Raw genomic sequence first — 26,876 nt, forward strand, 5'->3', positions numbered from 1 at the left:
GCATACTTGAAAATTGTATAGAGTTCGGTAGACTGTAAGTCATATATCTCATTATCAAGATTCACGTGTTAAAAAAGAAAAGAATTGTAGAAGTGTCTAGTTCTATATTATCAGCAGATTTTGCTAATTTAAGTAAATCAATAGAAGTGCTTGAAAATGCAAGTGTGGATTATATTCATATAGATGTGATGGATGGTAATTTTGTTCCTAATATTACTATAGGACCTGTTGTTGTGTCGGCAATAAGGGAATGTACAAAAATACCGTTTGATGTGCATCTAATGATAAATTCTCCTAGTAATTATATCGAAACTTTTGTTAATGCAGGTGCAGATATGATTACTGTGCATGCAGAATCTGAGGTGCATTTAGATCGTGTAATAAAGAAGATAAAATCTTATGGTAAGGATGCTGGTTTATCTCTTGTTCCAACATCTCACTATAGTATTTTAGAATATATTATTTTTGAACTTGATCTTGTATTAATTATGACTGTAAATCCTGGCTTTAGTGGACAACAGTTTATTGTATCTCAGTTAGATAAAATTTCACGTGTTCGTAGTATGATAGAAAAATATTCATTAAAAACTAAAATAGCTGTTGATGGTGGTGTTAATATTGACAATGCTAAAAGTGTGATAGAAGCTGGAGCAGATATTTTGGTTGTTGGATCTGCAATTTTTAAGGCAAAAAATGTATTAGATTACGTACAAAAGCTTAAATCTTTTTTGTAGGCTTGTTTGTATTGACTTTATACTTTGAACAAATGATGTGTTAATAAACTATACAAAGCTTATTTTGAAATTTATCTGTGTGTTGTATTAGCATAGTGAAATATTGGTATTATCTAATATATTCATCTTCTAAAGTAAAATTTTATTTGTTGGAGTGTCAGTTTATTCTGCAATATTTTTATATATCCTTTGTTAAGATAGATATAATAATGTCTTATATAGTATATGAGAATGTGTCAATTGTAGATAACTAATGTTGTTATAGTAATATGCTACTGAGCAGTTTTATAAAATCTTAAATTTTTTATATTAAAGTGTTACGTATATAACTTATTAGGTATAATATAATTTATAAACTGGTATTACTTTTGAGTTGCAGGAATACAGATTTTAGTATTATATTAATTTAAATCTTAAATAAATTATTAACTTTTTGATATATTGACTGATTAAAATTTTAAAATGCCTAAATATTGTTTTTAAAGAGATTGTATGATGGTTTTTATATTCTACTGATGTAAGTGTTTTTATTGCTGATTTGATGAGTTTATTGTTACTGGTAAGGTGGATTATAATAAAAGTAATTACATGTAAAGTTTGTTGTATACTTTGTTCAAAGATTTTGGTGTAGCTTTATGCAATTTCTGCGTTTACATTTAGGATTGTTTTGGTTGTTGGAAACTGTTGGTAAATACGTAATCAATTTGATTTTTAATATAGGACATTCTTTTGTTTTTTTTGTAAAATTTGTGTGTAATTGTTTTATGCCTCCTTATTACTACGGAGTTATATTTAAGCAGTTTATAGAAATCTTCTTTTTTTCACTGCCAATAGTTGGAATAACTGCTATATTTACTGGTGCAGTTTTGATTTTGCAGAATTCTTTAATAATACATAATAACGTTTCAGGTGATTTTGTTTCTGGAGTAGTTGTAGTTGCTATAGTGAGAGAATTAGGTCCGGTGTTAATTGGGCTTATTATTGCAGGACGTGTAGGAGCAGCAATTGCTGCTGAAATAGGTACTATGCGTATTACTGAGCAAATAGATGCTTTGTTTACGTTGGATACTAATCCATTTAAATATTTAATCGTTCCCAGAATTATTTCTGCAATGATTGCAATGCCTCTGCTGATTTTGTGTGCTGATTTAATCGGTGCTTATGGTGGCTATATTGTTGGCTCGTATCAGTTGGGCTATACGCCTGAAATATATGTTAGAGGAATAATGAAGTTTTTACATGTTAAAGATGTTATTTTAGGATTAATTAAAGCTACAGTATTTGGTTTTATAATATCCTTTATGGGTTGTTATAGCGGTTATTATTGTAGTGGTGGAGCTAGAGGTGTTGGAATGGCTACTACCTATGTTGTTGTTGTTTCATCTATGTTTATCATCTTACTCAATTATGTAATTACCGTATTTTATTCATAGTAGTTAGTTTTATGCATTACATTTCTTTATCTGACTTGCATATAGATTTTCGTGGACATCAAGTGTTAAAGGGAATAAGTCTTGATATTGCATATGGGGAATCATTAGTTATTGTGGGAGAATCAGGTAGTGGAAAATCTGTATTAACGAAAACAATACTAGGCTTAATTGCTCCTACTTCTGGGAAGGTTGTTATTAGTGGGGTTGATATTAGGCATGATAAAAGCTTAATTAAAAATTTTGGTGTTTTATTTCAAAATTGTGCTTTGTTTGATAGTTTAACAGTGTGTGAAAATATTGCTTTTAACTTACATTACAGATTTAACCGTGATAGAAGTTTGTCAAGGAAGATTGCTGCTTCTGGACTAAACTTAGTAGGATTAGGTGATGATGTATTGGATAGGTATCCTATTGAATTATCTGGTGGTATGAAGAAAAGGATAGCACTGGCTAGGGCGATTGTTAGCGAACCTAAGATTATGATACTCGATGAACCAACGTCGGGATTAGATCCAATAATGTCTGATGTTGTAAATGAGATTATAATAAAGTGTCATAAGGAATTTAACTTAACGGTTATTACTATTACACATGATATTAGTAGTGCCTTTAAAATTGCTAGCAAAATAGCTGTATTGTATAATGGAAAGATTATTGCGTGTGAATCCGTTCAAGATATCAGAAATATAGATAATCAATATGTAAAAAATTTTATATGTCGTAATTAATAGTTAAAATTTTTGTTTTATGTTTCGCAATCAATGGTTAGAATCTTTATAATCATTAAAAAATTAAGGTTTTGTTTTGATTGCAATTAATAAAATGGGAATTTTGTATGATGTGGTGTTTCCATGTTAATGATGCATAAAATAGCTGTAACAAGATATGTTAAACCTCTCATATTGAGTAAGATATTAAATGAAGATAAGTCATTTCTTAAGATGCTGGAATCTTTGGAAAGTGAAGATATTTTACTGCTAAAGAATGAGCTTGGCACGGTATTTTACTATTTAATCATGTCATTGTATGATATATCTGGTATTAAAAATAACTCCAGTAATACTCTCCGAGCTCGGCTTAAAGAATTATTATCAGAAGCAATTGATCAATCTAGTATGGATCAGGGTAGAGTTGTAGCTTCTCAAGTTAGTGATATAAAAGACATTACTAGTAAGTTGAAACTAGCATATCAATCTATTTCTAATAGTGTTTATAGAACGTTATTTAATGTATTAGATAGCGATGAAACTTCAGAAGAAGAAGTGGATCCACAAATTCTACGACAGCGTCAGTTAGAGTATAAAGCTCAGATGTTTGAATGTGTTATACAAGCTGTAAGAATACTGGCTGATAAAATTAATAAAGCTGTTGCTGAACAGAAAATTTCTCCTGAACAAGTTTCTGAATTCTTAGCTTATTCAGATCGACCTTGTGATCCTCTTGTTCCTGATGCTATGAGTGCATTAGCTAAATTATATTTTCTAATAGAGGATCCTCAACTTAGTGAGTTAGCGTATTCATTAGTGAAAGAATTTTTGATAGGGTTTTCTCAATATAGACTTGATAAGTGTGGTAGGAATGCACTGCATTATGCTGTGAATATTTGTAATACAAAAAAGCAAGAGAGTTTTTTATGTGAAATTATACAGCTATTAATATATAACAGGGTAGAGATACTTAATGAATTGGATGTAGATGGCAATAATCCAATGCATTATGTAGCGTGTGCTCCATATTTAAATATGGATATTGTTAAATACTTTTTGAAAAATGCACCTGCAATGATTGTACAACAAAATTCCCATGGAGATACACCGTTGCATATCATGTCATCAGTTTATTTGATTAATTTTGCAAAGATACTTTCATTTTATAACATAACTTATAGAGATAATATGTGGCAGCTAAAAGATGTTATGGATTTATCTCTATCAGAGATGAGAGATGTTGTAATGTCAGTGAGGGGAAGAGATGAAGAGTTATCAAGTGAAATAAAAAATTATCTAGTACAATGTGTGGATGCATATAGATTGCTGCTAACTTCTGTACCTTTGTGGAGATTATTTGAAGTAAGGGATGAGAGAGGGCATACTGTATATGACATAATGACGTCTGCTATTACAAGTGTAGGTGATGGAAATCTTAAGGCATTATTGGAAGATTTTTCTGAAATGAGTAGCAGATTGCCTATATATGATTCTAGAATTCATGCACAGAATGAACTGTGCGTAAAGTTATGTTTTGATAAAAAGAATATTGGTAAAAACAGATATGGGCATAGTTTGTATAAGTATACAAAGTATATTCATGACTTAATATACAGTAAATTTGCTAAAATATCAGAGTCGAGAGCTAGGTGTCACAGTCTTAAAAAAGAACGTAATGGATTTAAATTTGTATCTTTATTTGTTATTGCAGTATTTATACTTTTATGTGTACTGAATGCTGTATTGCATTTTAAAGAAAGGGATATTTTATGGTGTGAAAAAGGTGTTTATAGATCTGTACTATTTGCTGTTATATCAATAGTTTTTTTTACTGCTGTTTGTGTTGCTTATGCTTTGTATGCTAAACAAATAGATTGTTGTAATGATAAAGCAATGATGTATGAGAAAGAAAACATAAGAGGTGTATTATTGTCACATTTGAATATTGAAGCAATAGGTTCTACTAAAGAGATAAATATTACTTAGAAATTTTGCTATAAACTTTTCTTGTATTAGTAAGAAAGTTTAAACAGATTAATACCATTTCTTGGATTTATAAGTAGATAGGATGTAATTTTTACACTACTGGTAAGATTTGATTGTTATGACCATTGAACAAAGAATAAGGTAAAATTAGGTTTTGCTTATCTTTAGTTGTAAATGCTGTAAGAATTTCATATATTTTGTTTTATAAAAGTATGGATTTAAAGGAGGAGTTAGATTTGTCTGTCATTGAATATTTTTTAAGATTATCAGTGTGAAATAGATATAGAATAAAAGAAGCTTGAGTTTCTTTTTAACTATAAAATTCTCTTTTAAAGTTATTAGTGTGTGGAAGGTGAAGTTGACTTGCATTCATTGTAAAGTATATTAAACCTTTTCTTTTAATATGTCATGCTGAGTTGCTTTTATAATCTACTACTCTAATTTTTTTAATACCCTCTGTATAAAATGCAGTCTAGTAGTTTATTTAAACACATCTTGTAATTTGATTCTGAGAAAATGGTTAAACAAGCTTTTGCCTGATCGATATAAGCTGTTGCTATTTCTAATGACTTTTCAATAGCATTGTGTGATTTAATATAGGATATAGCCTGTTCTAAGTTTTGGTTAACAGATATTTGGTCCCAGAATTTTTTTTCTTCTGGTGTTGCGTTTTGATATGCAATAATAACTGGTAAAGTTGTTTTTCCTGTTGAAAGATCATTCCCTAATTTTTTACCAAATTGTGCATTTGAAGCTGTATAGTCGAGAATATCATCCATTATTTGAAAAGCAATACCAAAGTTATTGCCAAAACTTTTTAATGCTTTGCTTTCTTGTAGATTAACTTGGGCAAGGTGAGCAGCAGATTCACAAGTTGCTCCAAACAGAGATGCTGTTTTTGCAGAGATAATTTCAATATATTTTTCTTTGGAAATGTTGATGTTATGACTAGAAAGCATTTGTTGTATCTCTCCTACTACAATAGTATTAGATGTTTGGGAGAGTATGGATAGTATGTTAAGATTCTTACATTCTATAAGCCATTGAAAAGATATAGCAAGCAGAAAATCTCCAACTAAAATGCTTGCTTTGTTTCCCCATATGAAATTGGAAGTTTTTTTCCCTCTTCTAAGGTCACTTTCGTCTATTACATCATCATGTAACAATGTGGCATTATGTATAAATTCAATCGCTGCTGCAATAAGTATTTTATTTTCATTTGTACAGTTTAGCATCTTGCATATGATGAAAAAAATTATAGGACGTATTCTCTTCCCTCCAGATTTAATTAAGTGATGTATAATTTCTGTAATTAGGGCAATGTGTTTATCACTATGCTGTGATATTAAAATTTCCATTGCATCTAAATCTTGCTGAATTAGTGATTTTAATTGTAAAAGTGTATTGTTAAATTCATTTGTCATGTTTAGTAATTCCAAGAGTTTTTATAATATTTGTATTTGTAGTAAAGTTTGTTAACTTTGTATTCATAGAAATATGAAACAATGAGTACAAATATGTGGCACCATGATGATTTATATCATATTTATGTATCAACTTCATTATTAACTCTATTTATATTAGAAGAGTAACAAAGGACATTTACTCTGTGCTTATGAACTATAATAATTTATAAATTCAATAGGATGTGGATGTAGTTGTAGATCTTTTACTTCCAGTGTTTTAAGATTTATATATGAGTCAATTTGATCATTAGTAAACACATTTCCTGCTAGTAAAAATTCTCTATCCTTATCTAAGGATTCTAAAGAATCTTCAAGAGAATTTGCAACAGAACTTAATTGTTGTAATTCTGCTTTATTTAGTGAATATAGGTTTTTATCTATTGCAGGCCCTGGGTGAATTTTATTTTGTATACCATATAAGCCAGCCATTAACTGTGCAGAAAAACATAAATAAGGATTTGCAAGTGGGTCTGGAAAACGTACCTCTATTCTTTTAGCATTAACATCATTTTGTGGTACGTATGGTATACGAATTGCAGCAGACCTATTTTCATATGAGTAAGTTAACCAAGTTGGGGCTTCAAAGTGTGGTACTAATCTTTTATAACTGTTTGTTGAAGGATTCGTGAATGCATTAATTGCTTTTCCATATTTTATAATACCACCTATGTAGTATAAACAGGTGTCTGATATATTTCCATCAGAATTCACAAAAAGGTTGACGTTATCTTTCCACAGAGATTGGTGACAGTGCATACCACTACCATTATCTTTGATAACTGGTTTTGGCATAAAAGTTGCAGTTTTCCCATAAGATGATGTAACTCCATGTACTATGTATTTGCATTTTTGTACATTATCTGCACTAGCAAGTAACTCGTCATACTGAAACCCGACTTCACATTGTGATGCGGCAACTTCATGGTGATGTATTAGAGGTGTAATACCTACTTCTTTGAACATTGTTAACATTTCTGATCTGATGTCGTGTAATGAATCAATAGGAGGAGTTGGCATGTATCCTCCTTTAACTCTTGGACGGTGATTATTGTTAGAAAATTCTCTTCTTTGATACGAAATATCATGTTCTGCTGACTCTATTTTAAAGTAAGAATCGTACATTCCTGTATAAAATTGAACATTGTCGAAGACAAAAAACTCTACTTCTGGTCCAAAATAACACTTATCAGCAATTCCTGTAGAGAGCATATATTCATATGCTTTTTGTGCTGTATATCGTGGATCTTTAGCGTATTGAGATTGATTGTACGGATCTACTATATTACAAATTATGACTAATGTTGATTGAGCAGAGAATGGATCTACAAAAGCTGTACTGATGTCTGGTAATAATATCATGTCAGATTTTTCTATTGACTGCCATCCAGAAATTGATGAGCTGTCAAAATTAATTCCTGTTAAAAGCACTTGTGCATCTGTAGTTTCTGCACTACGTGTTATATGATGCCACCTCCCGTTAGAATCTGTGAATCTTAAATCTATAAAATTTATTGCATTTTTTTTTATGTAGTTTAAAGTATCCTCTGTAGAAAGGAACATGATAAGGTTACCAAGCTTAAAAACAGATAGGATATCAAGTTTCTTGTGTTTTTGCAACATACATAATTTATAATTTGTTATGTAATGTAATTGGTAGATGTATAAGTTTATTGAGTTATGTTGTTACAGAAAATAAAGAAAAATCTTTACTTAATTTTAGGAAGATGATTCAATATTATATACTACTTTTATCTTTGATTAAGATCCCGTAGCTCAGTCGGTAGAGCAATTGACTTTTAATCAGTGTGTCGCGCGTTCGATTCGCGCCGGGATCACTTTTTATTTTTATAATGATCTGTTTCTAAAATGAAGTTAGAGTCTCAATTCTTAAGTTTTTTATATTCTCGTGGATATTTTAATCAATGTACTAACGTTAGTGCATTAGATCAGTTAATGAGTAAACAATGTGTGCCTACATATATAGGGTTTGATTGTACTGCTAAAAGTCTACACGTTGGTAGCTTAGTGCAAATTATGATTTTAAGATACCTTCAAAAGTTTGGTCATAAACCTATAGTATTATTGGGAAATGGTACAACTAAAATAGGGGACCCTTCTGGTAAAGATAAATCGCGAACAATGTTATGTTCTGATGAAATTGAAGAAAATGCATTAGGAATTTATGATGTATTAAAAAAGTTTATTAAGTTTGGGAGTGGGTCCACTGATGGTCTATTGGTATGTAATGCTGAGTGGTTGGATGATTTAAATTACATAGAATTTTTAAGGAACATAGGCAGACATTTTTCTGTCAATAACATGTTGACTTTTGATAGTGTAAGATTGCGTTTAGAAAGGGAGCAGAATCTTAGTTTTTTAGAATTTAATTATATGTTATTACAGTCCTATGATTTTGTAGAGCTTAATAGGCGATATAATTGTTTATTACAAATAGGTGGTTCTGATCAGTGGGGAAACATTGTTAGTGGTGTGGAGTTAGGTAGGAAGTTACAGTTATCAGAACTTTTTGGTCTTACAACTAATTTAGTACTTACAAGTTCTGGTGAAAAGATGGGTAAAACTGCACAAGGTGCAGTATGGCTGAATGGTGATATGTATAGCCCTGTTGATTATTGGCAATATTTTCGTAATGTCAGAGATGAAGATGTTGGACGTTTTTTAAAATTATTTACTGAATTACCTCTTGATAAAATAAAAGAATTAGAGCTTTTGCAAGGACACGAAATTAATGAAGCGAAAAAAATGTTAGCTACTGAAGCTACTAAAATATGTCATGGGGAAGAAATTGCTAAAAATATTGCTGCTGATGCACTTAAAGTTTTTGAGTGTAATGATGATTCCGGTTTGTCAACTTTTTATGTGGATAGATGTGATGTAGATTTAGGATTGCCTATAATAAAATTACTTCAGATATCTGGTCTGGAAAAAAGTAGTAGTAGTGCAAGAAGGCTCATCAATGATAAAGGATGTAAAATTAATGATGTAGTTGTATTAGATGTAAATTACAAATTGTCCTTAGAACATTTTTGTAATGCATCCTATGTTAAATTGAGTTGTGGGAAAAAGCGTCATTTAAAAATAATGTTGAAGAGTAGTTTTTAGTCAAAAACATAGGATAGAAGAAGATATGACAAATTATGAAGAAATATTTGATAACAAGATTAAACGTATAAAGGAAGAAGGTAGATATAGAGAATTTACTGGATTTTCTCGCATTCCTGGTCAATTCCCTTATGCTATTGAGTGTAATGTGAATAATGTAGTAACATTATGGTGCAGCAATGATTATTTAGGTATGGGGCAAAGTGAGCATGTAATGCTTGCTATAAAAAATTATAGCAGTAGTGTTGGTGCTGGTGGTACTAGAAATATTTCTGGTACTACAAAAGAGATTATTGAGCTTGAAGAATCATTAGCCGATTTACATAAAAAACCTGCAGCTTTAACTTTTGTATGTGGTTATGTTGCAAACCAGACTACTATCAGTACATTGCTTTCTGTTATTCCAGATATTGTAGTGTTTTCAGATGAGAAAAATCACTCCTCTATGATAGAGGGAATTAGAGGAAGTAATAGGGCAAAGCATATATTTAAACATAATGATGTTAAACATCTTGAAGCTTTATTAAAGTCTGTTGATAGGTCTTTACCTAAGATTATAATATTTGAATCTTTATATTCTATGGATGGAGATATAGCACCAATTGCAGAAATTTGTGATTTAGCTGATGAATATGGTGCAATGACCTATTTGGATGAAGTACATGCAGTTGGTATGTATGGAAATCATGGTGGTGGTATATCGGAACAGGAAAATATCTCTGATAGAATTACTATTATTCAAGGTACTCTTTCCAAAGCTTTTGGAGTTATGGGTGGATATATTACTGGATCTAAGAGTTTAATAGATGTTGTTAGAAGTTTTGCTCCTGGTTTCATTTTTACTACGGCTTTATCTCCTCTTATTGCGTCTTCTGCTAGAATAAGTGTTGAACATTTAAAAAATAGTTCTGTTGAAAGAGAAAAACAGCGTGAAGTTGTTAACAAAGTAAAGGAATCTTTTTCTAGAACTGGTATTAATTTTTTGAAAACGGATACACATATTATTCCTATTATTATAGGGGATCCAGTAGCTTGTAAAGATATTTCAAAAATATTACTTAATGATTATAAAATATATATACAGTCTATTAATTATCCTACTGTACCTGTTGGTACAGAAAGATTGAGGATTACTCCGACACCTTATCATACAGATGAAATGATAGATATATTAACTCAAGCACTAGTTGATGTTTTGGGTAGATTTAAAATAGTATGTTAAGTAAAGTTAAGTTTCTTGCCAAGCATTTGTGATGTGTATTAATCCTTTTGAAAGTGAAAGAAAGTATAGATCAAATCTTATGTTATATTTTTCAAATTTTGTATAGTAAGTGATAAAGTGTTTTGCTACTCTGATAATTGATTGTTGTTGTTTATAAGTAATAGGAATTTCTGATCTGAGTATACTAGTTTTGACTTCTATAAAAACCAAGGTTTGATTTTTAAATGCAATGATATCAACTTCACCTAAAGTACACTTGTATCTGTGTTTTATAATATGATATCTTTTACACTTTAAGATCCAAATTATAATTACTTCTCCCAAATAACCTATCATGTTGTAGGTAACTTTTAAATAATTCTTTTTGATTTGCATGATGTGGTAAAAATATTAATAAAAGTCAATATATCAAATTTTCTAGTAGAATGGAAATGATTATAAACTATTATGCTTTTTGTACCTATTTGTATGCAGTGCACTTTGTATTGTTTTGCTACTTTAAAATGCCAAATAGTGTAAGTATATCTCAGATAATTTTTTTAGATATATGTTAAAATAGTACTATCAGTAAAAATCAATGTGTTAGATTTTTTGCATCAGGTTTCATTGAATTTATCAGATAGTGTTTTGTGACTGATAATTGTATGTATAATGCAGTATCTTTTATACTTTTAGTACAAATGCCTATCAAGTGTTATATTGTAGCAGTTGCCAAATGGCTTTAGAGCATTGTGAATGTGATTATCAGGGAGGATTGATCTTTATTGTGTATAAAAATGATTTTCAATTGAGTCTGTAGTTTCTTCAATAATGCCCTATGTTTAGTACTTGTATGTAATGATGTATTATTATTGCTGTTTCAAAGTACCAAATAATGTGAATGTATCTCCTGTAATTCTTCCTTTTAAAGCTGATAATAAACTTCACTATTAACAGTGGTTACTTCTTATACATGTCGATAATTCAATATGTAGGATGAATTTGCTCATTGTATTATACACAAGTATAAAAGTGCAATATTAATTAATCAACAATATATAGCGATAAATTTCCTTATCATAGTTTTGACTTTAAAAATGTATTCCATAACGCAACGATGCTTTATTATCAACTCTGATAAAATACATGAACCATTTGTAACAAAGCCATTATAAGTTTACGATAAGCTTTACTACTGATCACATTTAACGATAGTATTTCACACGACATATAAATATGTAGTATTAATAAGTAGCACGTTTACTTAATATAGAGGTAAATGTTCTGTCATGTTGATATATACTATATCATGAAACTATTGATGAAGAGCAGTGTGTTAAATTTTTTGTAGTATCATCAAATTCACGCATTTGTTCAAGTAATATATTTGTATTTGTGTTTTAAAATAGAAATATAATTTTATATTGAAAGTGACATATAGTGTTCTAAAAATGATTGGATAATAATTTTTGTATAAAGCTGTCAGTATAATTATTTCATCTTGTGTTACATTGTGAAAAAGTGTTTTTTCTTGAATAAGACTGCGAAATAACATAGGCTTAGTGAATTAACATATAGTGTTTGATAGTGATTTTTCGTAATGGTACAAATATAAATTTTTCTAAGTACAGGATGTGTGCTATGTTTTGCAGTGGTGTCCTGATGCTTATATCAATATTACTTGTTTTATTTAAGGGTGTATGCTTTGGTACAGATTTTGCAGGTGGTATTGTTATTGAACTTCGTGCAAGTCAAATAGATACTAAAAATGTTACATTGAAGTTGCAAGAAAAAGGTTTTGTAGGGTTTTCTGTACAAAGTTTTAGAAATAATGATAAAGAGTTAATGATTCGTTTTAAGAGTGGAAAAGATGTAAATCATACTGATACTATTGAAAAGATAAAATTAGCATTAGGTGAAATATTAGGTGAAGTAACTTATTTAAAAATAGATTATGTTGGACCACAGGTTGGATATAAGCAGATTTTTGAAGGACTATGTGCAATAATTTTTTCATTGTTAGGAATGTTTTTATATTTGTGGGTAAGATTTCAATGGAGATTTGCATTAGGTGGTGTTTTAGCACTGATACACGATGTAATATTGACGTTAGGTTTGATTAGCTTATGTAATATTGAGTTTAATCTCTCTTCTACTGCTGCAATTTTAACCGTTATTGGCTATTCAGTAAATGATTCTGTGGTAATATATGATAGAATTAGGGAATTACTTAGAAAGAAATTACAAAAAAAGTTATCTGATATAATTAATGTGAGTATTAATGCTACTTTATCTAGAACTATATTAACTTCTGGTACTACCATGTTAGCATCTCTTCCTTTGATATTGTTGTGTCAAGGTACTGTTAGAGAGTTAAGTATTATTGTATTTTTTGGTATAGCTGTTGGTACATATTCTTCAATATTTATAGCAACAGCGTCTTTATCTAATAACGTTATTAAAACTTGAGGTATTTAGGATATTTTTTCTATAAGTACTCAATAATTGATAATCCATGTTATCAAACAGTGTTATTTATTTATGAAATTTTTTTGATAGTAATAAGGTTTAAACTACAATTTTATGTACTGCTAAGTCTTTTTTAGTATTATATATTTGATATATATCTTTAAGGTAAACACAGTTGATAATATTGGTTATGATGAACTTCTATAATAAGTGAATGTAACCAATATTACAACATTGTTTTATGTATTAGCATAGAATTTGAGTCTTTTTTGCAGTGTTATTGATTGTGAAATTTAGTGAAGATTGTTTCACATAAAATGTGGTTGGGTAAATAGTTAATTTATAATGTTTTGATAGTTTAATTGAAGGTTTACAATCTATAGATGATAATGTATTTTATCCAATTTTAAAAATTGCACTATTAATAAAAAAATTGATTGTTCTATAAGTTGTAACTTGTCAATATTACAATTTTTGTTATGTGTAACATAAGGGAAAGATTGATATTGTATAGTGGTATACTTTTTGTGTTAAGAATCAATAGTGAAGCTTATTGTAAACTTATATTAATAATTGGCTTTATTAATATTGCAATGGTTCGTGTATTTGATGATCAGTGTGGAAAATAGTGCTGTTGTGAAGCACATTCTAAAAGTTTAAACTGTGACAAAGAAATTTGTTGCTATGCTATAGACTTGTTGGTCAATTAATGTAGCACCTTTATACTTGTTATAATAGTACAACAAGAAATTCATCCTACTTATTGAATTATCGACATATATAAGAAGTAACCATTGTTAATAGTGAAGTTTATTATCGGCTGTGAACTTATAAAACTTATAATAAGAATATTTATAGCTGTATAAATAAACGTGTTACTTATCAATATTGCACGTTTTTATATTTGTTATGTTGTAACATGTATAATAATGAATTTATTAATTTAACGTGCTGATTTTATATACTTTAATAAAGAATAAGATAATACTTAGTATGGTATGTTATGTATTAGTTTTAAAAATTTAAACTAGTAAGTGCTTGTTACTACAAGATTTGTAGCTTACTCAATACAATATTACTTGATATATTTACAATTAATGGGAGGCCGGAACCGGAATTGAACCGGTATAAAAGGATTTGCAGTCCTCTGCATAAGCCATTCTGCCATCCAGCCTAATAACTATTGTAGATTTTTGCTATTTGTTCTAGCATTAATATAGCATTGTTTTTTGATCTTTGAAAGGAATTACGTCCTATAATTGACCCATCGCCTTTGCCTGATTTGATTGATTGTATTTCTTGCAACAACTCTTCGTCAGTTTTTGCTTCTCCACCTGAGAAAACAACTAATCTCCTCCCTGAAAAGCAAGATAATTTTACGTACTCTACCCTTTGCTTTAAGTCTGAAATATCATAGGGGATAGAATCTCTCTCTATGTGACTTGTTGGTAGCTTAACTTTGATAATGTTTGCACCAAGTGATGCTGCAATATGTGCAGCATATGCTACTATATCTACTGCTGTTTCTCCTTGTTTTGAAATATCATTTCCACGTGGGTATGACCATATCACAACTGCTAAACCTGCTGCTTTTGCTTCTGCAATAAGATCTCTTGTCTCCCTGATCATTGAGAAGAAATTGTGTGAACCTGGATAGATAGTTAATCCTATAGCTGAACACCCTAATCTTAAAGCATCTTTTACAGAAGATGTGACAACTTGGTCAGGAAAACTGTTTTTTGGTGAAAGCAGTATAGAACTATTTATTTTAAGAATAAGAGGTATGAGACCAGCATATGTAGATGCACCGGCTTCAAGCATACCAATTGGAGCTGCGAATGCACTAAACCCTCCTTCAAGTGCTAATTGAAAGTGATAATGTGGATCATAAGACTGATAGTTTTTTGCGAAACTCTTAGTTGGTCCGTGTTCCATGCCTTGATCTACAGGTAGTATTAGCAATTTCCCACTACCTGCAACTTTACCGTGCAATAGCATTCTTGTTAGATTTGCTTTGACACCTGGGTTCTCACTTTCATAGAATCCTAGAATATCTTGTATAGGATTATTGGCTAGCACAAAGTTTCTACATATTAAACAAACACAATAATATTAGCAAATTTTTTATCTACTACAAGAATAAAATAACATGTGTAGTTATTCGAATGCGTGTGTAGAAAATCAGGAAAAAGAATCTAGAATATGTGATTGATAAGTAAAAATATCTGTTAAGCATGTGTTATTTGAAAGTGATATAAGTGTTTTAGTTTATGTGCTATTTATACTGTAATTTGTTAACTTTTATCAAGTGTAGAATAAATAATATAACTTACTGATAAAAGCCATTTTATTGTCTAGATCATGTAATTAATGACTTCATCTAATGGGAAATGTTGGCTGTTTATTATTAATATGTATTAATAAGATTTAATTTTATTTAAAATTGTGTTAAAATCTTTAAGATTTCTGTATTTAACTTGAGTTACATTATGTATCAACAACAACCTAGCATCGAAAGCATAAAAGGATTATTAAATAATGTGTTTGAAGAAGTATCTGAAGTATCCATAGACTACGTTAAAATGTGGGAATATATTTATTGGGCTTGTTTGATACGATCTGATGATTATTTGGATACCATTAACCTGGTTAGACAATGTGACAAGGAACATGACATATTTCATCATGCAGTAATGTGTAATCCTGAAGTGTTTATATCAGAAATAGCAAAGCCGAAGTTTTCCTCAGTGCTACAAAGTATAAAAGATAATCACGAAGATTGTAAAACAATAGAATTATGTTTGTTAAATGGATATGCTTTGTCTGTGATAGTTGCAGATCCATTATTTGAAGAGTTTAGATTAAAGGTTACCAGTATTAGAATAGGGGGCATAAATTTATGCCAAGATATTTATAATGAAGTAAAAGAAAAAAATAGCAGGAGAGGTGTTGATAAGTGTTCTGAAGAAGATGTAGATTTTTTAGTAAGAGGTGTTATGTATGAAAGCCATATTAAAAAATATCTTCATTTATTTCCAAATTTAATTTATCTGGATTGTGTTGTTGCTGAACAAAAGTGTTGTAAGGTTTTGTTTAAAACTTTGAAACATTATACACCTAAATTGTATTATCTTTCTTTAAAATGTGCAAATGCTGTACCTGCTGTTAAGTGGGAAATTGGTGAAGAGTTTAATGATATTCAGTTAAAAGTAAAGGAGCTTTTATTAGTAAACTGTTCTATGGATTTATTGTTGTATTTTCTTGAAATTGAATCTTTATTTATTATTGCGCCACAAAATCTTCCAGAGGATAGGAAAATATTGCTCCATGATTACTATTATAATCCAGACTCAGTTGTGCAATTGTTAGTATCTACTAACAGTTATATGGTAGATTCTGATGGTAAGATATCTTGTGTCCCAGTGGATTATGATATCATGTCTTTTCAGAAGTTGGAAGTGCTTGCTATTAATCCATGTCAAGATATGTCATCAATTCTGTATATGGATGGTTTGTGGGATACTGAAGCTGGGTTAAATTTTGTTGATCAATTGATTACTAGCAGAAAATATAATTTGTTGAGTGGTCTTGTAGATTCTCATCCTAGTCTTTTGAGGAAATTATTTTTTGTTACATCTCCGATTCATAAGATTGATTTATTAGAAGATAATGAAGAGTTATTTCCAAAATTAGTGCCCTGTCATTTTAAAAATGGTGCTTCATTAATTAAAAGTTTAGGAGTTGGATATTTAATACCACATTTTTCATATAGTAAGTTCGGTGCTAGTAAAAGAGATTTAAAACTTATTCAATTAAGATTGAAAATTACTAAAGCACTCAAAGATTTTGAATCAGAATTGTTTGATAATGAGGCAATATATGGTGACATTATAAAATATATCACAAGGTTAGCATATGATGCAAATGGAATAGGAAGTGATCAGTCTGCTTCTGATAAGTTCTTAAAAAATGTTCTTTCAGAAGCACATTTTTATGATTCAGTGAGTCTAGGATATTTAGTAAAAATTGTTTCAGTTAATTTTCCTACAGTGTTCTGTGGTGAATTTTTTGGTAGTTTGCTGGATTATGAAGAAAGTTTACATATTTATCTCGTTAAGGGAATTGAAACATTTATACGTAGAAAATTTGTAGAAGGAAGTATTAAAACTTTGGCAGATTTAAAAGATGCTTTATTAGTGTTTCAAAAAAGTGCACATGGAAAGGCCAATGTTGCAGGTACAAACGAACCTGTGAGTAGAATACTAGATGCAATATTGGCTGGTCCTATAAAACAAAATGTACAAAACCCACATGTATCAGCTAAAGCGTTGTGTATATCAAAATTAGATTTATATGCTAAAGAAATTTTAAATGATGTTGTAGGGATAGCTAATGTTCTACAAATAGATAAAAGTAGAAAAATTACTTCTTTTGTTGAAAGTACTTTGTGTAAGACTATACCTTGCATAATAAGCAATATAACCCGTACTATTGACAATACCTATGCTAGTCTTGCTGATGATTTTTGGGAAGATATATTTGCGTCGTATAATGATGAATTTATTAAGATGTTACCTAACAACTATCAATTTTGTACAGCTTTAGTTACTTGCAGTACGATTGTAAAGAATATTGGAAATGCTAGTTCTTATGTACGTACATTTTTACTACTAGATGAGGTTGGAATAAAATTGGTGGAATTAAGATATGATTATATGAAATTGAGGATGCTAAAACTTAGTCGATATAGTAATAAAATGTTTGCAAGTTTAGCAGTTTTAACATTTTTTAGGCAAGTATTGAACTTTAGTGGGATGAGTGATGAGAAAATACGTGATTATTTAAGTTTTTGTGGTGTGAAAGATTTCGCGAGTATGATTATTGTTATTTCTAATTTGGCATTTAACAAATTGAGAAATTTCAATGAGCAAAAGTTAATTGCAGATCATAGGGATTTAGGATTTTATGAAGATCTTAATCAAGCTTTTATTCAACATAAAATATCTCATGAATTCATGCTGAAAATATTATCTGATGTGTTAGCAAATACTATTACAGAAGTTATGAGATTGTATGAATTGCATTTAGTTCCATTACTTGAAAAAAAGGTGAATCGTTTAATTGGTGTTATTGGTAATCCTGAAGACATGTTACAGATGAAAAATGTAATTAGTTCTTACATAATGTCTATTCGAGATGTTTTTATTGTCAAAAATGATTTGTATCATTTTGTTGACGATGAGATAGTAGATTCAGATGTTGAAATGTTTGATAGAATTCAATCATTTTCTCCTATTTCTCGTAAGGGTTTGCTTGATATTTTAAATGTGATGTTTTGTGCTAAAAATGCAGATGTGGATCTACTGATTGCGCAGCAAAGTAGTTGTGTATTAATGTACTTGCAACCAATGATGCAAGGTGTAAGTTTTTCATTTAAAAGCTTAAATAGTTATAGATTTATTTATAGAGCAATAAACACTATGTACATTCCTTATGAAAATAAGTATAAGTATTCTTTTACTAGATTACAGAGTATAAGTAATGTACCTATTGTATTGGTTTCTTTGTTGTTTCAAAAGATATTTTATTCTTATGCTAAAGATACTATAGACAGACAATTGCTATTTAAAATTCTCTATAAATTTCAACACTATTTTGATTTTCAGTTTATACAGTATTGTTTTATTCTTCCTCAAGTGTTAGAGAATGATGCTAATGTATTCATATATGTCAAGCAATCTCAAAACCTTGTTCAAGTGTTAAGACAGGTTGAGCCAGAAGTTATTATCAGTACGATAGACAATGTGGTGAGATCTGAAGTGGATATTACAGAGTTGTATAATACAGTTCTATCTTCCTTGATTTTATTAAATAAAAGTGCTGTACCAGAACTGAGTAGTAAAGAAAAAGATTATTTTTCTAAAATGATTGATTTGTTTCAGAATAACTTCGAAACACACGGGATACTTGATGGAGATGTGATGAGAATCATATCTATAAAATTAACTTTTGAAGATTGGTCTATCCCACAGTCAAGATGCGTTAGTGACTGTATGGTTGCGAATTTAAGTAATATAAAAGTGTTAAAAAGTATCCAAGAATGCTGTGATCTTTGGGTAGTTGATTTAAGAAATCAAATATTAGAATGTGAGGGATTTCCTAACCTGAATGTTTTGGATATTAGGAATGATTTAGTAAATAAATGTAAAAATGTTGATGGTATCAATGATCTAACTTACCAATTGATTCTAGATAAGTTGAAACCTTCTATCTTACCTGTGCAATACCTTGATGAAATAGCTTGTTGCATAGTATTAGATCTTGTTCAGCATATTGTTGATAATGAGCATATAAATGTTTTTTATGAAAGATTAGTTGATGCACTTGTATCAAGAAAAAAGTTGAGTACCATGCAAAACATTTGTGAAACTGTATTGCAAACATTGAAAGGCTTTTTATTAAATAAAGATGAGTTTTTGATAGGTGTCAGTTCACATAGGCAAACATCACTAGAAAAAGAAGAACAAACGTCTGCTGATAGTTTATTGTCTCAATGCTTTGCTGAGTGGTGTTATGTTATATTAGAAAATCTGTTTAAAGGTAAGGATTTAGCTAATAGTGTTAAATCTTATAGTATTGCTCAATTTGTTAGTGATAATGGATTGCCGGAAAGTGCATTGTTGGATTTAGAAAAAAGAATGAAACAAAGGCAACAGGTTGATAAGTATTTGAGATTAATTGACAGATTTAAATCAATATGTATGAGAAATAATAACGTAGGAATTCAAGACCGTGTAGACACAAGAAGTAGACAAATTTTTAACATTGAAAACAGTCAAATAATTCCTTTGATGCAAAAAAAGCTGTCAATGAATAAAGATAATACTGATGATAATATTTCAAGGTTGTTAAATGACGATCAGTACGATTTTTCTACTTCTCAGGGAAAAAGTACACAGATATTGAAAATTATAGCAATGATGTTTTATTCGTTAAAACCGTGTAATAAACAACCTGTCTCTGTACATCAATATGTTTGTGATAATGTATATATTTCTTTAATGAAAATATCTTTAATAAGTGTGTTTTTTGATAAAGGGATAATATCTGGCTTTGAAATTATTTCAGTAGTACGAGTACTATTGAATATGTTTAGTAGTAATCCTTATTTTGTTAATATGAGATATTTAGATTTCTCGGAAAATATAATGAACTATGTGACAGAGATTCAGTATGGTGATTTCGAAGATAAAACTCCACGAAAGATTTGTAATCTAGGATTTCATTTGGTTTGGGAAATGCTAGGTGTATTGTTGCATGATTTACTTTTAAATTGTTTAAGCGATGTAGATAGCAGTTTGTGTTATGCGGAAGATTATTTTAAAAGATTAAATAACATTGATGATTATACAATGTTATTAGTAAAATTTTATTATAGGAATGTTTTACTTCGGTATAGTGAGCAAAGTTCTGTAGATAGTACTTTGAAATTTCATCCAGTTGTATTTTTATGCAAATTCTTGAAGGTCTTTGACTATGATTTGTTAAAGTATTACTTGCCAGAATGTAATATTACTTTACCCGTAATTAATGGCTCTAAAGGTAAAGTAACAGATGTAGCTGATACTCATAGTTTAAAAGGTGGATCAGAATTACCTGAATTAGATGAGAAAAGTGTAAGTAAAAAACAACGCAGCCGTAAAAAGAGTAAAAAGAAAGAAGAGAAGATTTATGCAAATGTGGTTGGTGATCCAGAGTTAATGTATTGTGATGAAACTGCCAAAGAATTTCTGATTAGTAGGTGTGTGAATGATTTATCAGAAGCAGTAGCATATATTACTGAAGTGAAAGGTAGTGATCATCTGGTTGTAAAAGAAGAAAACTTTGCTGGTGTTACGGATGCTTTAAGTAAGAGTCAGGGACCATCTGAGCCAGAATATAATATTACTTTACACGTAATTAATGGCTCTAAAGGTAAAGTAACAGATGTAACTGATACTCATAGTTTAAAAGGTGGATCAGAATTACCTGAATTAGATGAAAAAAGTGTAAGTAAAAAACAACGCAGCCGTAAAAAGAGTAAAAAGAAAGAAGAGACGATTTATGTAAATGTGGTTGGTGATCTAGAATTAATGTATTGTGATGAAACTGCCAAAGAATTTCTGATTAGTAGGTGTGAGAATAATTTATCAGAAGCAGTAATATATATTCCTGAAGTGAAAGATAGTGATTATCTGGTTGTAAAAGAAGAAAACTTTGCTGGTGTTACGGATGCTTTAAGTAAGAGTCAGGGACCATCTGATCAGGTAGAAAATGAAGAAGTGCGTCAAGACAAGGGAAGTGAAGTACAAAAAAGGTCTAAAAAGAGTAATAAGAAAGCAAAGAAAAGTGCTGTAAGTAAAGATAAAATTGGGAGTTCTGTTCCAGAGAAAGTAGATATACTTTCTGTTGATGAAAGTGTGAGTAACAGAGATGATTTAGAAGAAAAAACAGCTAGTGATGTTAAAGTAGCGGACACTTTACCTAAACAAGAAAAAGAGACTAGTATTATTGTTACAGAAACTTTAGCTAATAAAGAACAAGAATCTTCTAATGTATTAACAAGTGAGCAAGTATTAAAAAAAGCAGAGGATAAAGCACAAAAGAATTCTAAAAAAGGTAATAAGAAAGCAAAGAAAGGTGCTGTAAGTAAAGATAAAATTGAGAGTTCTGTTCTAGAGAAAGTAGATATACTTTCTGTTGATGAAAGTGTGAGTAACAGAGATGATTTAGAAGAAAAAACAGCTAGTGATATTAAAGTAGAGGACACTTTACCTAAACAAGAAAAAGAGACTAGTATTATTGTTACAGAAACTTTAGCTAATAAAGAACAAGAATCTTCTAATGTATTAACAAGTGAGCAAGTATTAAAAAAAGCAGAGGATAAAGCACAAAAGAATTCTAAAAAAGGTAATAAGAAAGCAAAGAAAAGTGCTGTAAGTAAAGATAAAATTGAGAGTTCTGTTCTAGAGAAAGTAGATATACTTTCTGTTGATGAAAGTGTGGGTGACAGAGATGATTTAGAAGCAAAAACAGCTAATGATATTAAAGTAGAGGACACTTTACCTAAACAAGAAAAAGAGACTAGTATTATTGTTACAGAAACTTTAGCTAATAGAGAACAAGAATCTTCTAATGTATTAACAAGTGAGCAAGTGTTTAATAAAAAAATCAGTGAAGTACAATATGATTCCGTAGCTGGTAAGAAGATTGCTGAAAGTAAAGAAAATGAGTTAGTAGAACTGGTTTCTATTGTAGAGGAATCTATTAATGAAAGTCTAAATCACGAAGATAATCTAGAGGGGGATGTAATAGATGGTTGTGTTACTGGATTTAAAAGTAGTGAGATTCTACTTATACAGAATGAAAACAGTGATGGTCAAGAATTGCCTACTAGATCATTAAGTAGGAAAGCAAGTAAGAAAGCACGAAAGCAAGCACTTAAAATGCAAGAAGATTGTCAAAAAAGTAAGAAGAAAACGCAGAAAAACACAAAGCATAATAATGCAAGGAAGATTGTTAAAGCTGAAACAGAGTCTACTTCTATATTAGAAGATCAATATTCAAGTGTTAGTACCGCTTCTAAAAGGCCCATCAGTAATGTTGTAGTACAAAGTAGTGATATAGGTCAAGATTGTAGACAACTTCAAGTTAATTATATCGAAATATGTGATGAGATATTACATACTCATAGATCAGATTTAGAAAAGCTGTTTGGATCATATGATGAGGAAAGACTGAGGGTAATAATTGAATCAATAAGTGTTAAGAATCTTATAAGTCAGAAGATTATAAATTTAGAAATGAAAAGAATGAAACGTATTGCTACTAGCAATACTGGTTTGAATGTAGTAATGCCTTCACTGGAGTATACATCCTCTTTATGTCGTATCAGAAGTAAATCTATGTGTGATTTGAGGTTTTCTCATTTTTTATATAGCGTACAACTGATTGATAGTTTGTTTGAGGTTGTTAACAGTAATTCTGGTTCACGTAAAGTAGTGGTGAAAGGTACTGCTCATAGAGTTCTTAAAAATGTTTTTGGATATAGGAAGGACTATAACTTTTTTGTTATTCTAATGAAAGTGTTTGTATTACTTAACTTGTCAGCTATTGCAATATCGCATAGTGATGTCAATCTTAGGAGAATAAACGTGTACTTTAAACATTCTTGTGACGTCTTTAAGATGGATTTGAATCCTATACTGTTAGAAGTTATACAAGTGTTAGAAAGTATTAAGGGTAAAGAGATTGACTTGTATCAATTGCAGAATTGTATGTCAGGTATATTTTGTAAATTTTTTAAAGAAAGTATGCCTAATGATAATTATTCATTGAGATTTTTAAAATCATTGCTAAGTATCTTATCTATTATTACTGTTGATACAGCTCTGGCTAATGATAATGATTTAAGGATAGTAAGAGATGCTGCAATGTTTGGTTGTATTATCTATATTGGATCTATGTTTCAGCAGTATACTGTACAATATTCTAAGTTAGAGCAGGATAATCATCCTTTCAAGCAATTAACCTGTCAAGATAGATCGTTTTGGTTTATGCAGGAAGATTATAAAAAAGTAGTCAATTTGATAAAATTGTTCAATACTTTTAGGAATAGATTGGTTCATTGTTATGATTCTGAAAATGAAAGATTTGCTGAGCGGTTCAAAGCTCTTTCAAGTCAAGGAAGATGTTTTAATTCTAAGTACGATATAGCAGATATTCTACCTACTGATAAACACAAGTGTTATCATGCGTGGCATGATACAAGTGATTTTTTTGCAACGTTGTCAATTACTGTACTACAGACTGAATTATTATTGATAAATGATAGTGATTGTGATTCTTTAGGATACAGTTTTTTAAATAGAATATATGCTTTCTTTCAAAGGTGTAATATGGATATATATCCTTACGCATTGTCAGAGCGTGTTAATGTAGATACTGATAAAATGCTTGCGTTAATAAGACTTCGTACTGCTTTATCTACATTCTGTAGTAATTCTGCTTCTGGATTTGAGACAAGCAGGCATTATATATTATCTCTTAATCAAACGTTGGAAAAAATGCAGTACTGTTGTGATAATAGGTTATTTAGTACATGTATTAAGAAATATACTGTCATGAGTAAACTTTTAGAACAAGAACGTGCTATATCCTTTGATGCAGATTCGATGACTGATACATCGCCTATTCATGATGGTGTAAATAACTTCCAGTACGATGGAAATAGTGATGTATTGAAAAAACACGATGTAAGATTTGATGATGTTCCTGAGCAGGACACAGTTGTTGATGTCAAGTTAGAAATGTCTACTGACACTGATTTAGTAGAAAGTATGCGTGATGATAGTTTATCTGTGTCTGTAGATTGTGATACTAGTTTTATTGGTAGTACTTTTGAGCAAAGGAATTATACTCCTACTGTAGACCTAAAGGTACCTAGCTGTAGTAGATCATTTGATATAGAAGATGATAGTCGCTTAGCTAATGTTACGAGACAAGGTAATTCTAGTGCAATGCTAGAAGCACCTAGCTATAGTGGATTGCTTGATGTAGAAAGTAGTATTACTGGAAATTATACTTCTAATGCAAGGCTAGAAGGAGTGCCTAGTTATTCAATGCAAAATGCACAATGTGCTAATAATTTACTGAGAAGTGTAGTAAATAATAGTGAAGTTGCTGATTTACCTGTGCAAGAAAATTTACCATTTAGCTCTAATTTGGTAGGTGATGTGCAATATGCTGATAATTTAACAGTGAGTTATCATAGTGATACTGATCTCATTAATTTATCTAAACGAAGAATACGTGGTTATAAAAGACCAAAAAGTAATATCCAGAATACTTATAATCCTTTGGTTTGTGCGAATGATTCTGATTTTATGAAGAGTGCTTATACACATCAAAAAAATAGGACAACTTATGATGCAAGATTAGGTATGCATGATTACAATAGTTCAGTAAAAATAATGCAACCTAGTTATAATTTGCCAAGTAGTCAATTAAGTGAAAATCCTCAAGTGCGGGATTATGCTACTCTTGGTGCAAGACCGGAAACACATTATGGTAGTCAACAGAAAAAGGATGTGCAACATACTACTAATTTACCAAATATAGGTAATAACTCTAGTAGTGTCATTAATAATTGCTTTACACAGGGATATTCAACGTTTTCTAATATCTCGGAAAGTGATATGCGATATGTTGATAATCCGTTAGTAAGTGAGAAGCCTGCTGTTAGTCTTGATGGGCAGCATTATTTAACTCGTAATGCAAGATTAGGTATGCATGATTACAATAGTTCAGTAAAAATAATGCAACCTAGTTGTAATTTGCCAAGTAATCAATTAAGTGAAAATCCTCAAGTGCGGGATTATGCTACTCTTGGTGCAAGACCGGAAACACATTATGGTAGTCAACAGAAAAAGGATGTGCAACATACTACTAATTTACCAAATATAGGTAATAACTCTAGTAGTGTCATTAATAATTGCTTTACACAGGGATATTCAACGTTTTCTAGTATCTCGGGAAGTGATATGCGATATGTTGATAATCCGTTAGTAAGTGAGAAGCCTGCTGTTAGTCTTGATGGGCAGCATTATTTAACTCGTAATGCAAGATTAGGTATGCATGATTACAATAGTTCAGTAAAAATAATGCAACCTAGTTATAATTTGCCAAGTAGTCAATTAAGTGAAAATCCTCAAGTGCGGGATTATGCTACTCTTGGTGCAAGACCGGAAACACATTATGGTAGTCAACAGAAAAAGGATGTGCAACATACTACTAATTTACCAAATATAGGTAATAACTCTAGTAGTGTCATTAATAATTGCTTTACACAGGGATATTCAACGTTTTCTAATATCTCGGAAAGTGATATGCGATATGTTGATAATCCGTTAGTAAGTGAGAAGCCTGCTGTTAGTCTTGATGGGCAGCATTATTTAACTCGTAATGCAAGATTAGGTATGCATGATTACAATAGTTCAGTAAAAATAATGCAACCTAGTTATAATTTGCCAAGTAATCAATTAAGTGAAAATCCTCAAGTGCGGGATTATGCTACTCTTGGTGCAAGACCGGAAACACATTATGGTAGTCAACAAAAAAAGGATGTGCAACATACTACTAATTTACCAAATATAGGTAATAACTCTAGTAGTGTCATTAATAATTGCTTTACACAGGGATATTCAACGTTTTCTAATATCTCGGGAAGTGATATGCGATATGTTGATAATCCGTTAGTAAGTGAGAAGCCTGCTGTTAGTCTTGATGGGCAGCGTTATTTAACTCGTAATACAAGATTAGGTGTACCTAATTATGATGATTCAGTAGGAATGATGCAGTGTAGTGGTAGTTTACCAAGGTGCCAAGTAGGTAATTATCCTACTGTTATCACTAATCCGAATGTACAACAACATGCCACATCCTTGAATACGAGGTTAAGTCTACATGTTTATGATTGTTCTGTGGAAAGTGTATCACATGATGATTTGCAAGTAGATGATTTAATGAATTCCATAGCTAATCCTTGTGTTCAAGGATGTTGTTATCCAGCAGGGTATAAATATATGAGGAATTAATAAGATTGCTGATAGTACTTACGCAGTTGTAGTTAAGAGTTTTACATTATATATTGTTGAGTAAGGTGTCTATAATTGGATTGACAACGCATATCTAATACTGTAATGGTGTATAAGTATTTT

General features: G+C 30.3%; 12 protein-coding genes and 2 tRNA genes. 9 read left to right on the forward strand and 5 right to left on the reverse strand.

What is annotated here, in order from left to right; all coding sequences use genetic code 11:
• Window positions 1-83: 83 nt before the first annotated feature.
• The 4 genes from rpe (at window position 84) to ECAJ_RS00280 (ending at window position 4,860) form a co-directional block, all read left to right on the forward strand.
• Window positions 84-734 carry a ribulose-phosphate 3-epimerase gene (gene rpe, locus ECAJ_RS00265; protein ID WP_044262098.1) on the forward strand — a complete coding sequence of 217 codons (651 nt, stop codon included), beginning with the start codon at window positions 84-86 and terminating at the stop codon, window positions 732-734.
• A gap of 635 nt (window positions 735-1,369) precedes the next feature.
• Window positions 1,370-2,167, forward strand: a complete 798-nt coding sequence (locus ECAJ_RS00270; RefSeq protein ID WP_011304179.1) for an MlaE family ABC transporter permease — start codon at window positions 1,370-1,372, stop codon at window positions 2,165-2,167.
• A gap of 11 nt (window positions 2,168-2,178) precedes the next feature.
• Window positions 2,179-2,895 carry an ABC transporter ATP-binding protein gene (locus ECAJ_RS00275; protein WP_011304180.1) on the forward strand — a complete coding sequence of 239 codons (717 nt, stop codon included), beginning with the start codon at window positions 2,179-2,181 and terminating at the stop codon, window positions 2,893-2,895.
• A gap of 132 nt (window positions 2,896-3,027) precedes the next feature.
• Window positions 3,028-4,860, forward strand: coding sequence for an ankyrin repeat domain-containing protein (locus ECAJ_RS00280; RefSeq protein WP_231243049.1), 1,833 nt, complete (start codon window positions 3,028-3,030; stop codon window positions 4,858-4,860).
• Window positions 4,861-5,306: 446 nt separating this feature from the next.
• Here ECAJ_RS00280 and ECAJ_RS00285 read toward each other — a convergent pair whose 3' ends face one another.
• A complete protein-coding gene (locus ECAJ_RS00285; protein WP_011304182.1) occupies window positions 5,307-6,284 on the reverse strand; it encodes a polyprenyl synthetase family protein in 978 nt (325 codons plus the stop codon).
• Window positions 6,285-6,473: 189 nt separating this feature from the next.
• Window positions 6,474-7,886 carry a type I glutamate--ammonia ligase gene (gene glnA / locus ECAJ_RS00290; protein WP_044262099.1) on the reverse strand — a complete coding sequence of 471 codons (1,413 nt, stop codon included), beginning with the start codon at window positions 7,884-7,886 and terminating at the stop codon, window positions 6,474-6,476.
• A gap of 202 nt (window positions 7,887-8,088) precedes the next feature.
• On the opposite strand from glnA, the gene ECAJ_RS00295 reads away from it, so the two are divergent.
• The 3 genes from ECAJ_RS00295 (at window position 8,089) to hemA (ending at window position 10,671) form a co-directional block, all read left to right on the forward strand.
• Window positions 8,089-8,161: transfer RNA gene (locus ECAJ_RS00295), tRNA-Lys, on the forward strand.
• A 31-nt stretch (window positions 8,162-8,192) separates the two neighbouring features.
• Window positions 8,193-9,449, forward strand: a complete 1,257-nt coding sequence (tyrS, locus tag ECAJ_RS00300; protein ID WP_011304184.1) for a tyrosine--tRNA ligase — start codon at window positions 8,193-8,195, stop codon at window positions 9,447-9,449.
• 25 nt (window positions 9,450-9,474) lie between these two features.
• Complete coding sequence (gene hemA, locus ECAJ_RS00305; protein ID WP_011304185.1) at window positions 9,475-10,671, forward strand: 5-aminolevulinate synthase; 1,197 nt, start codon at window positions 9,475-9,477, stop codon at window positions 10,669-10,671.
• 6 nt (window positions 10,672-10,677) lie between these two features.
• Here hemA and ECAJ_RS00310 read toward each other — a convergent pair whose 3' ends face one another.
• Window positions 10,678-11,046, reverse strand: a complete 369-nt coding sequence (locus tag ECAJ_RS00310; RefSeq protein ID WP_011304186.1) for a YraN family protein — start codon at window positions 11,044-11,046, stop codon at window positions 10,678-10,680.
• Between the two features lie 1,191 nt (window positions 11,047-12,237).
• Between ECAJ_RS00310 and secF the strand changes: the two genes are divergently transcribed.
• Window positions 12,238-13,119, forward strand: a complete 882-nt coding sequence (gene secF, locus ECAJ_RS00315; RefSeq protein WP_011304187.1) for a protein translocase subunit SecF — start codon at window positions 12,238-12,240, stop codon at window positions 13,117-13,119.
• 1,102 nt (window positions 13,120-14,221) lie between these two features.
• Here secF and ECAJ_RS00320 read toward each other — a convergent pair.
• A tRNA-Cys gene (locus ECAJ_RS00320) sits at window positions 14,222-14,293 on the reverse strand.
• The gene (locus tag ECAJ_RS00325) at window positions 14,293-15,198 is read right to left on the reverse strand and encodes a class I fructose-bisphosphate aldolase (protein ID WP_011304188.1); all 906 of its coding nucleotides are present in this window, start codon (window positions 15,196-15,198) and stop codon (window positions 14,293-14,295) included. The genes ECAJ_RS00320 and ECAJ_RS00325 overlap by 1 nt, the downstream gene beginning before the upstream one ends.
• A gap of 410 nt (window positions 15,199-15,608) precedes the next feature.
• Between ECAJ_RS00325 and ECAJ_RS00330 the strand changes: the two genes are divergently transcribed.
• Entirely contained in the window at window positions 15,609-26,753 is an 11,145-nt protein-coding gene (locus tag ECAJ_RS00330) for a hypothetical protein (protein ID WP_011304189.1), read from the forward strand.
• The last annotated feature ends 123 nt before the right edge of the window (window positions 26,754-26,876 follow it).

Origin of the sequence: Ehrlichia canis str. Jake, from assembly GCF_000012565.1 — a bacterium.
Lineage (GTDB): Bacteria > Pseudomonadota > Alphaproteobacteria > Rickettsiales > Anaplasmataceae > Ehrlichia > Ehrlichia canis.

What these genes read in the sequence shown, in the direction of transcription:
- ECAJ_RS00270 (WP_011304179.1), top strand. Translation starts at nt 1,370, where the DNA reads ATGCAATTTCTGCGTTTACATTTAGGATTGTTTTGGTTGTTGGAAACT.
- ECAJ_RS00275 (WP_011304180.1), top strand. Translation starts at nt 2,179, where the DNA reads ATGCATTACATTTCTTTATCTGACTTGCATATAGATTTTCGTGGACAT.
- ECAJ_RS00280 (WP_231243049.1), top strand. Translation starts at nt 3,028, where the DNA reads ATGCATAAAATAGCTGTAACAAGATATGTTAAACCTCTCATATTGAGT.
- ECAJ_RS00285 (WP_011304182.1), bottom strand. Translation starts at nt 6,284, where the DNA reads ATGACAAATGAATTTAACAATACACTTTTACAATTAAAATCACTAATT.
- glnA (WP_044262099.1), bottom strand. Translation starts at nt 7,886, where the DNA reads ATGTTCCTTTCTACAGAGGATACTTTAAACTACATAAAAAAAAATGCA.
- tyrS (WP_011304184.1), top strand. Translation starts at nt 8,193, where the DNA reads ATGAAGTTAGAGTCTCAATTCTTAAGTTTTTTATATTCTCGTGGATAT.
- hemA (WP_011304185.1), top strand. Translation starts at nt 9,475, where the DNA reads ATGACAAATTATGAAGAAATATTTGATAACAAGATTAAACGTATAAAG.
- ECAJ_RS00310 (WP_011304186.1), bottom strand. Translation starts at nt 11,046, where the DNA reads ATGCAAATCAAAAAGAATTATTTAAAAGTTACCTACAACATGATAGGT.
- ECAJ_RS00330 (WP_011304189.1), top strand. Translation starts at nt 15,609, where the DNA reads ATGTATCAACAACAACCTAGCATCGAAAGCATAAAAGGATTATTAAAT.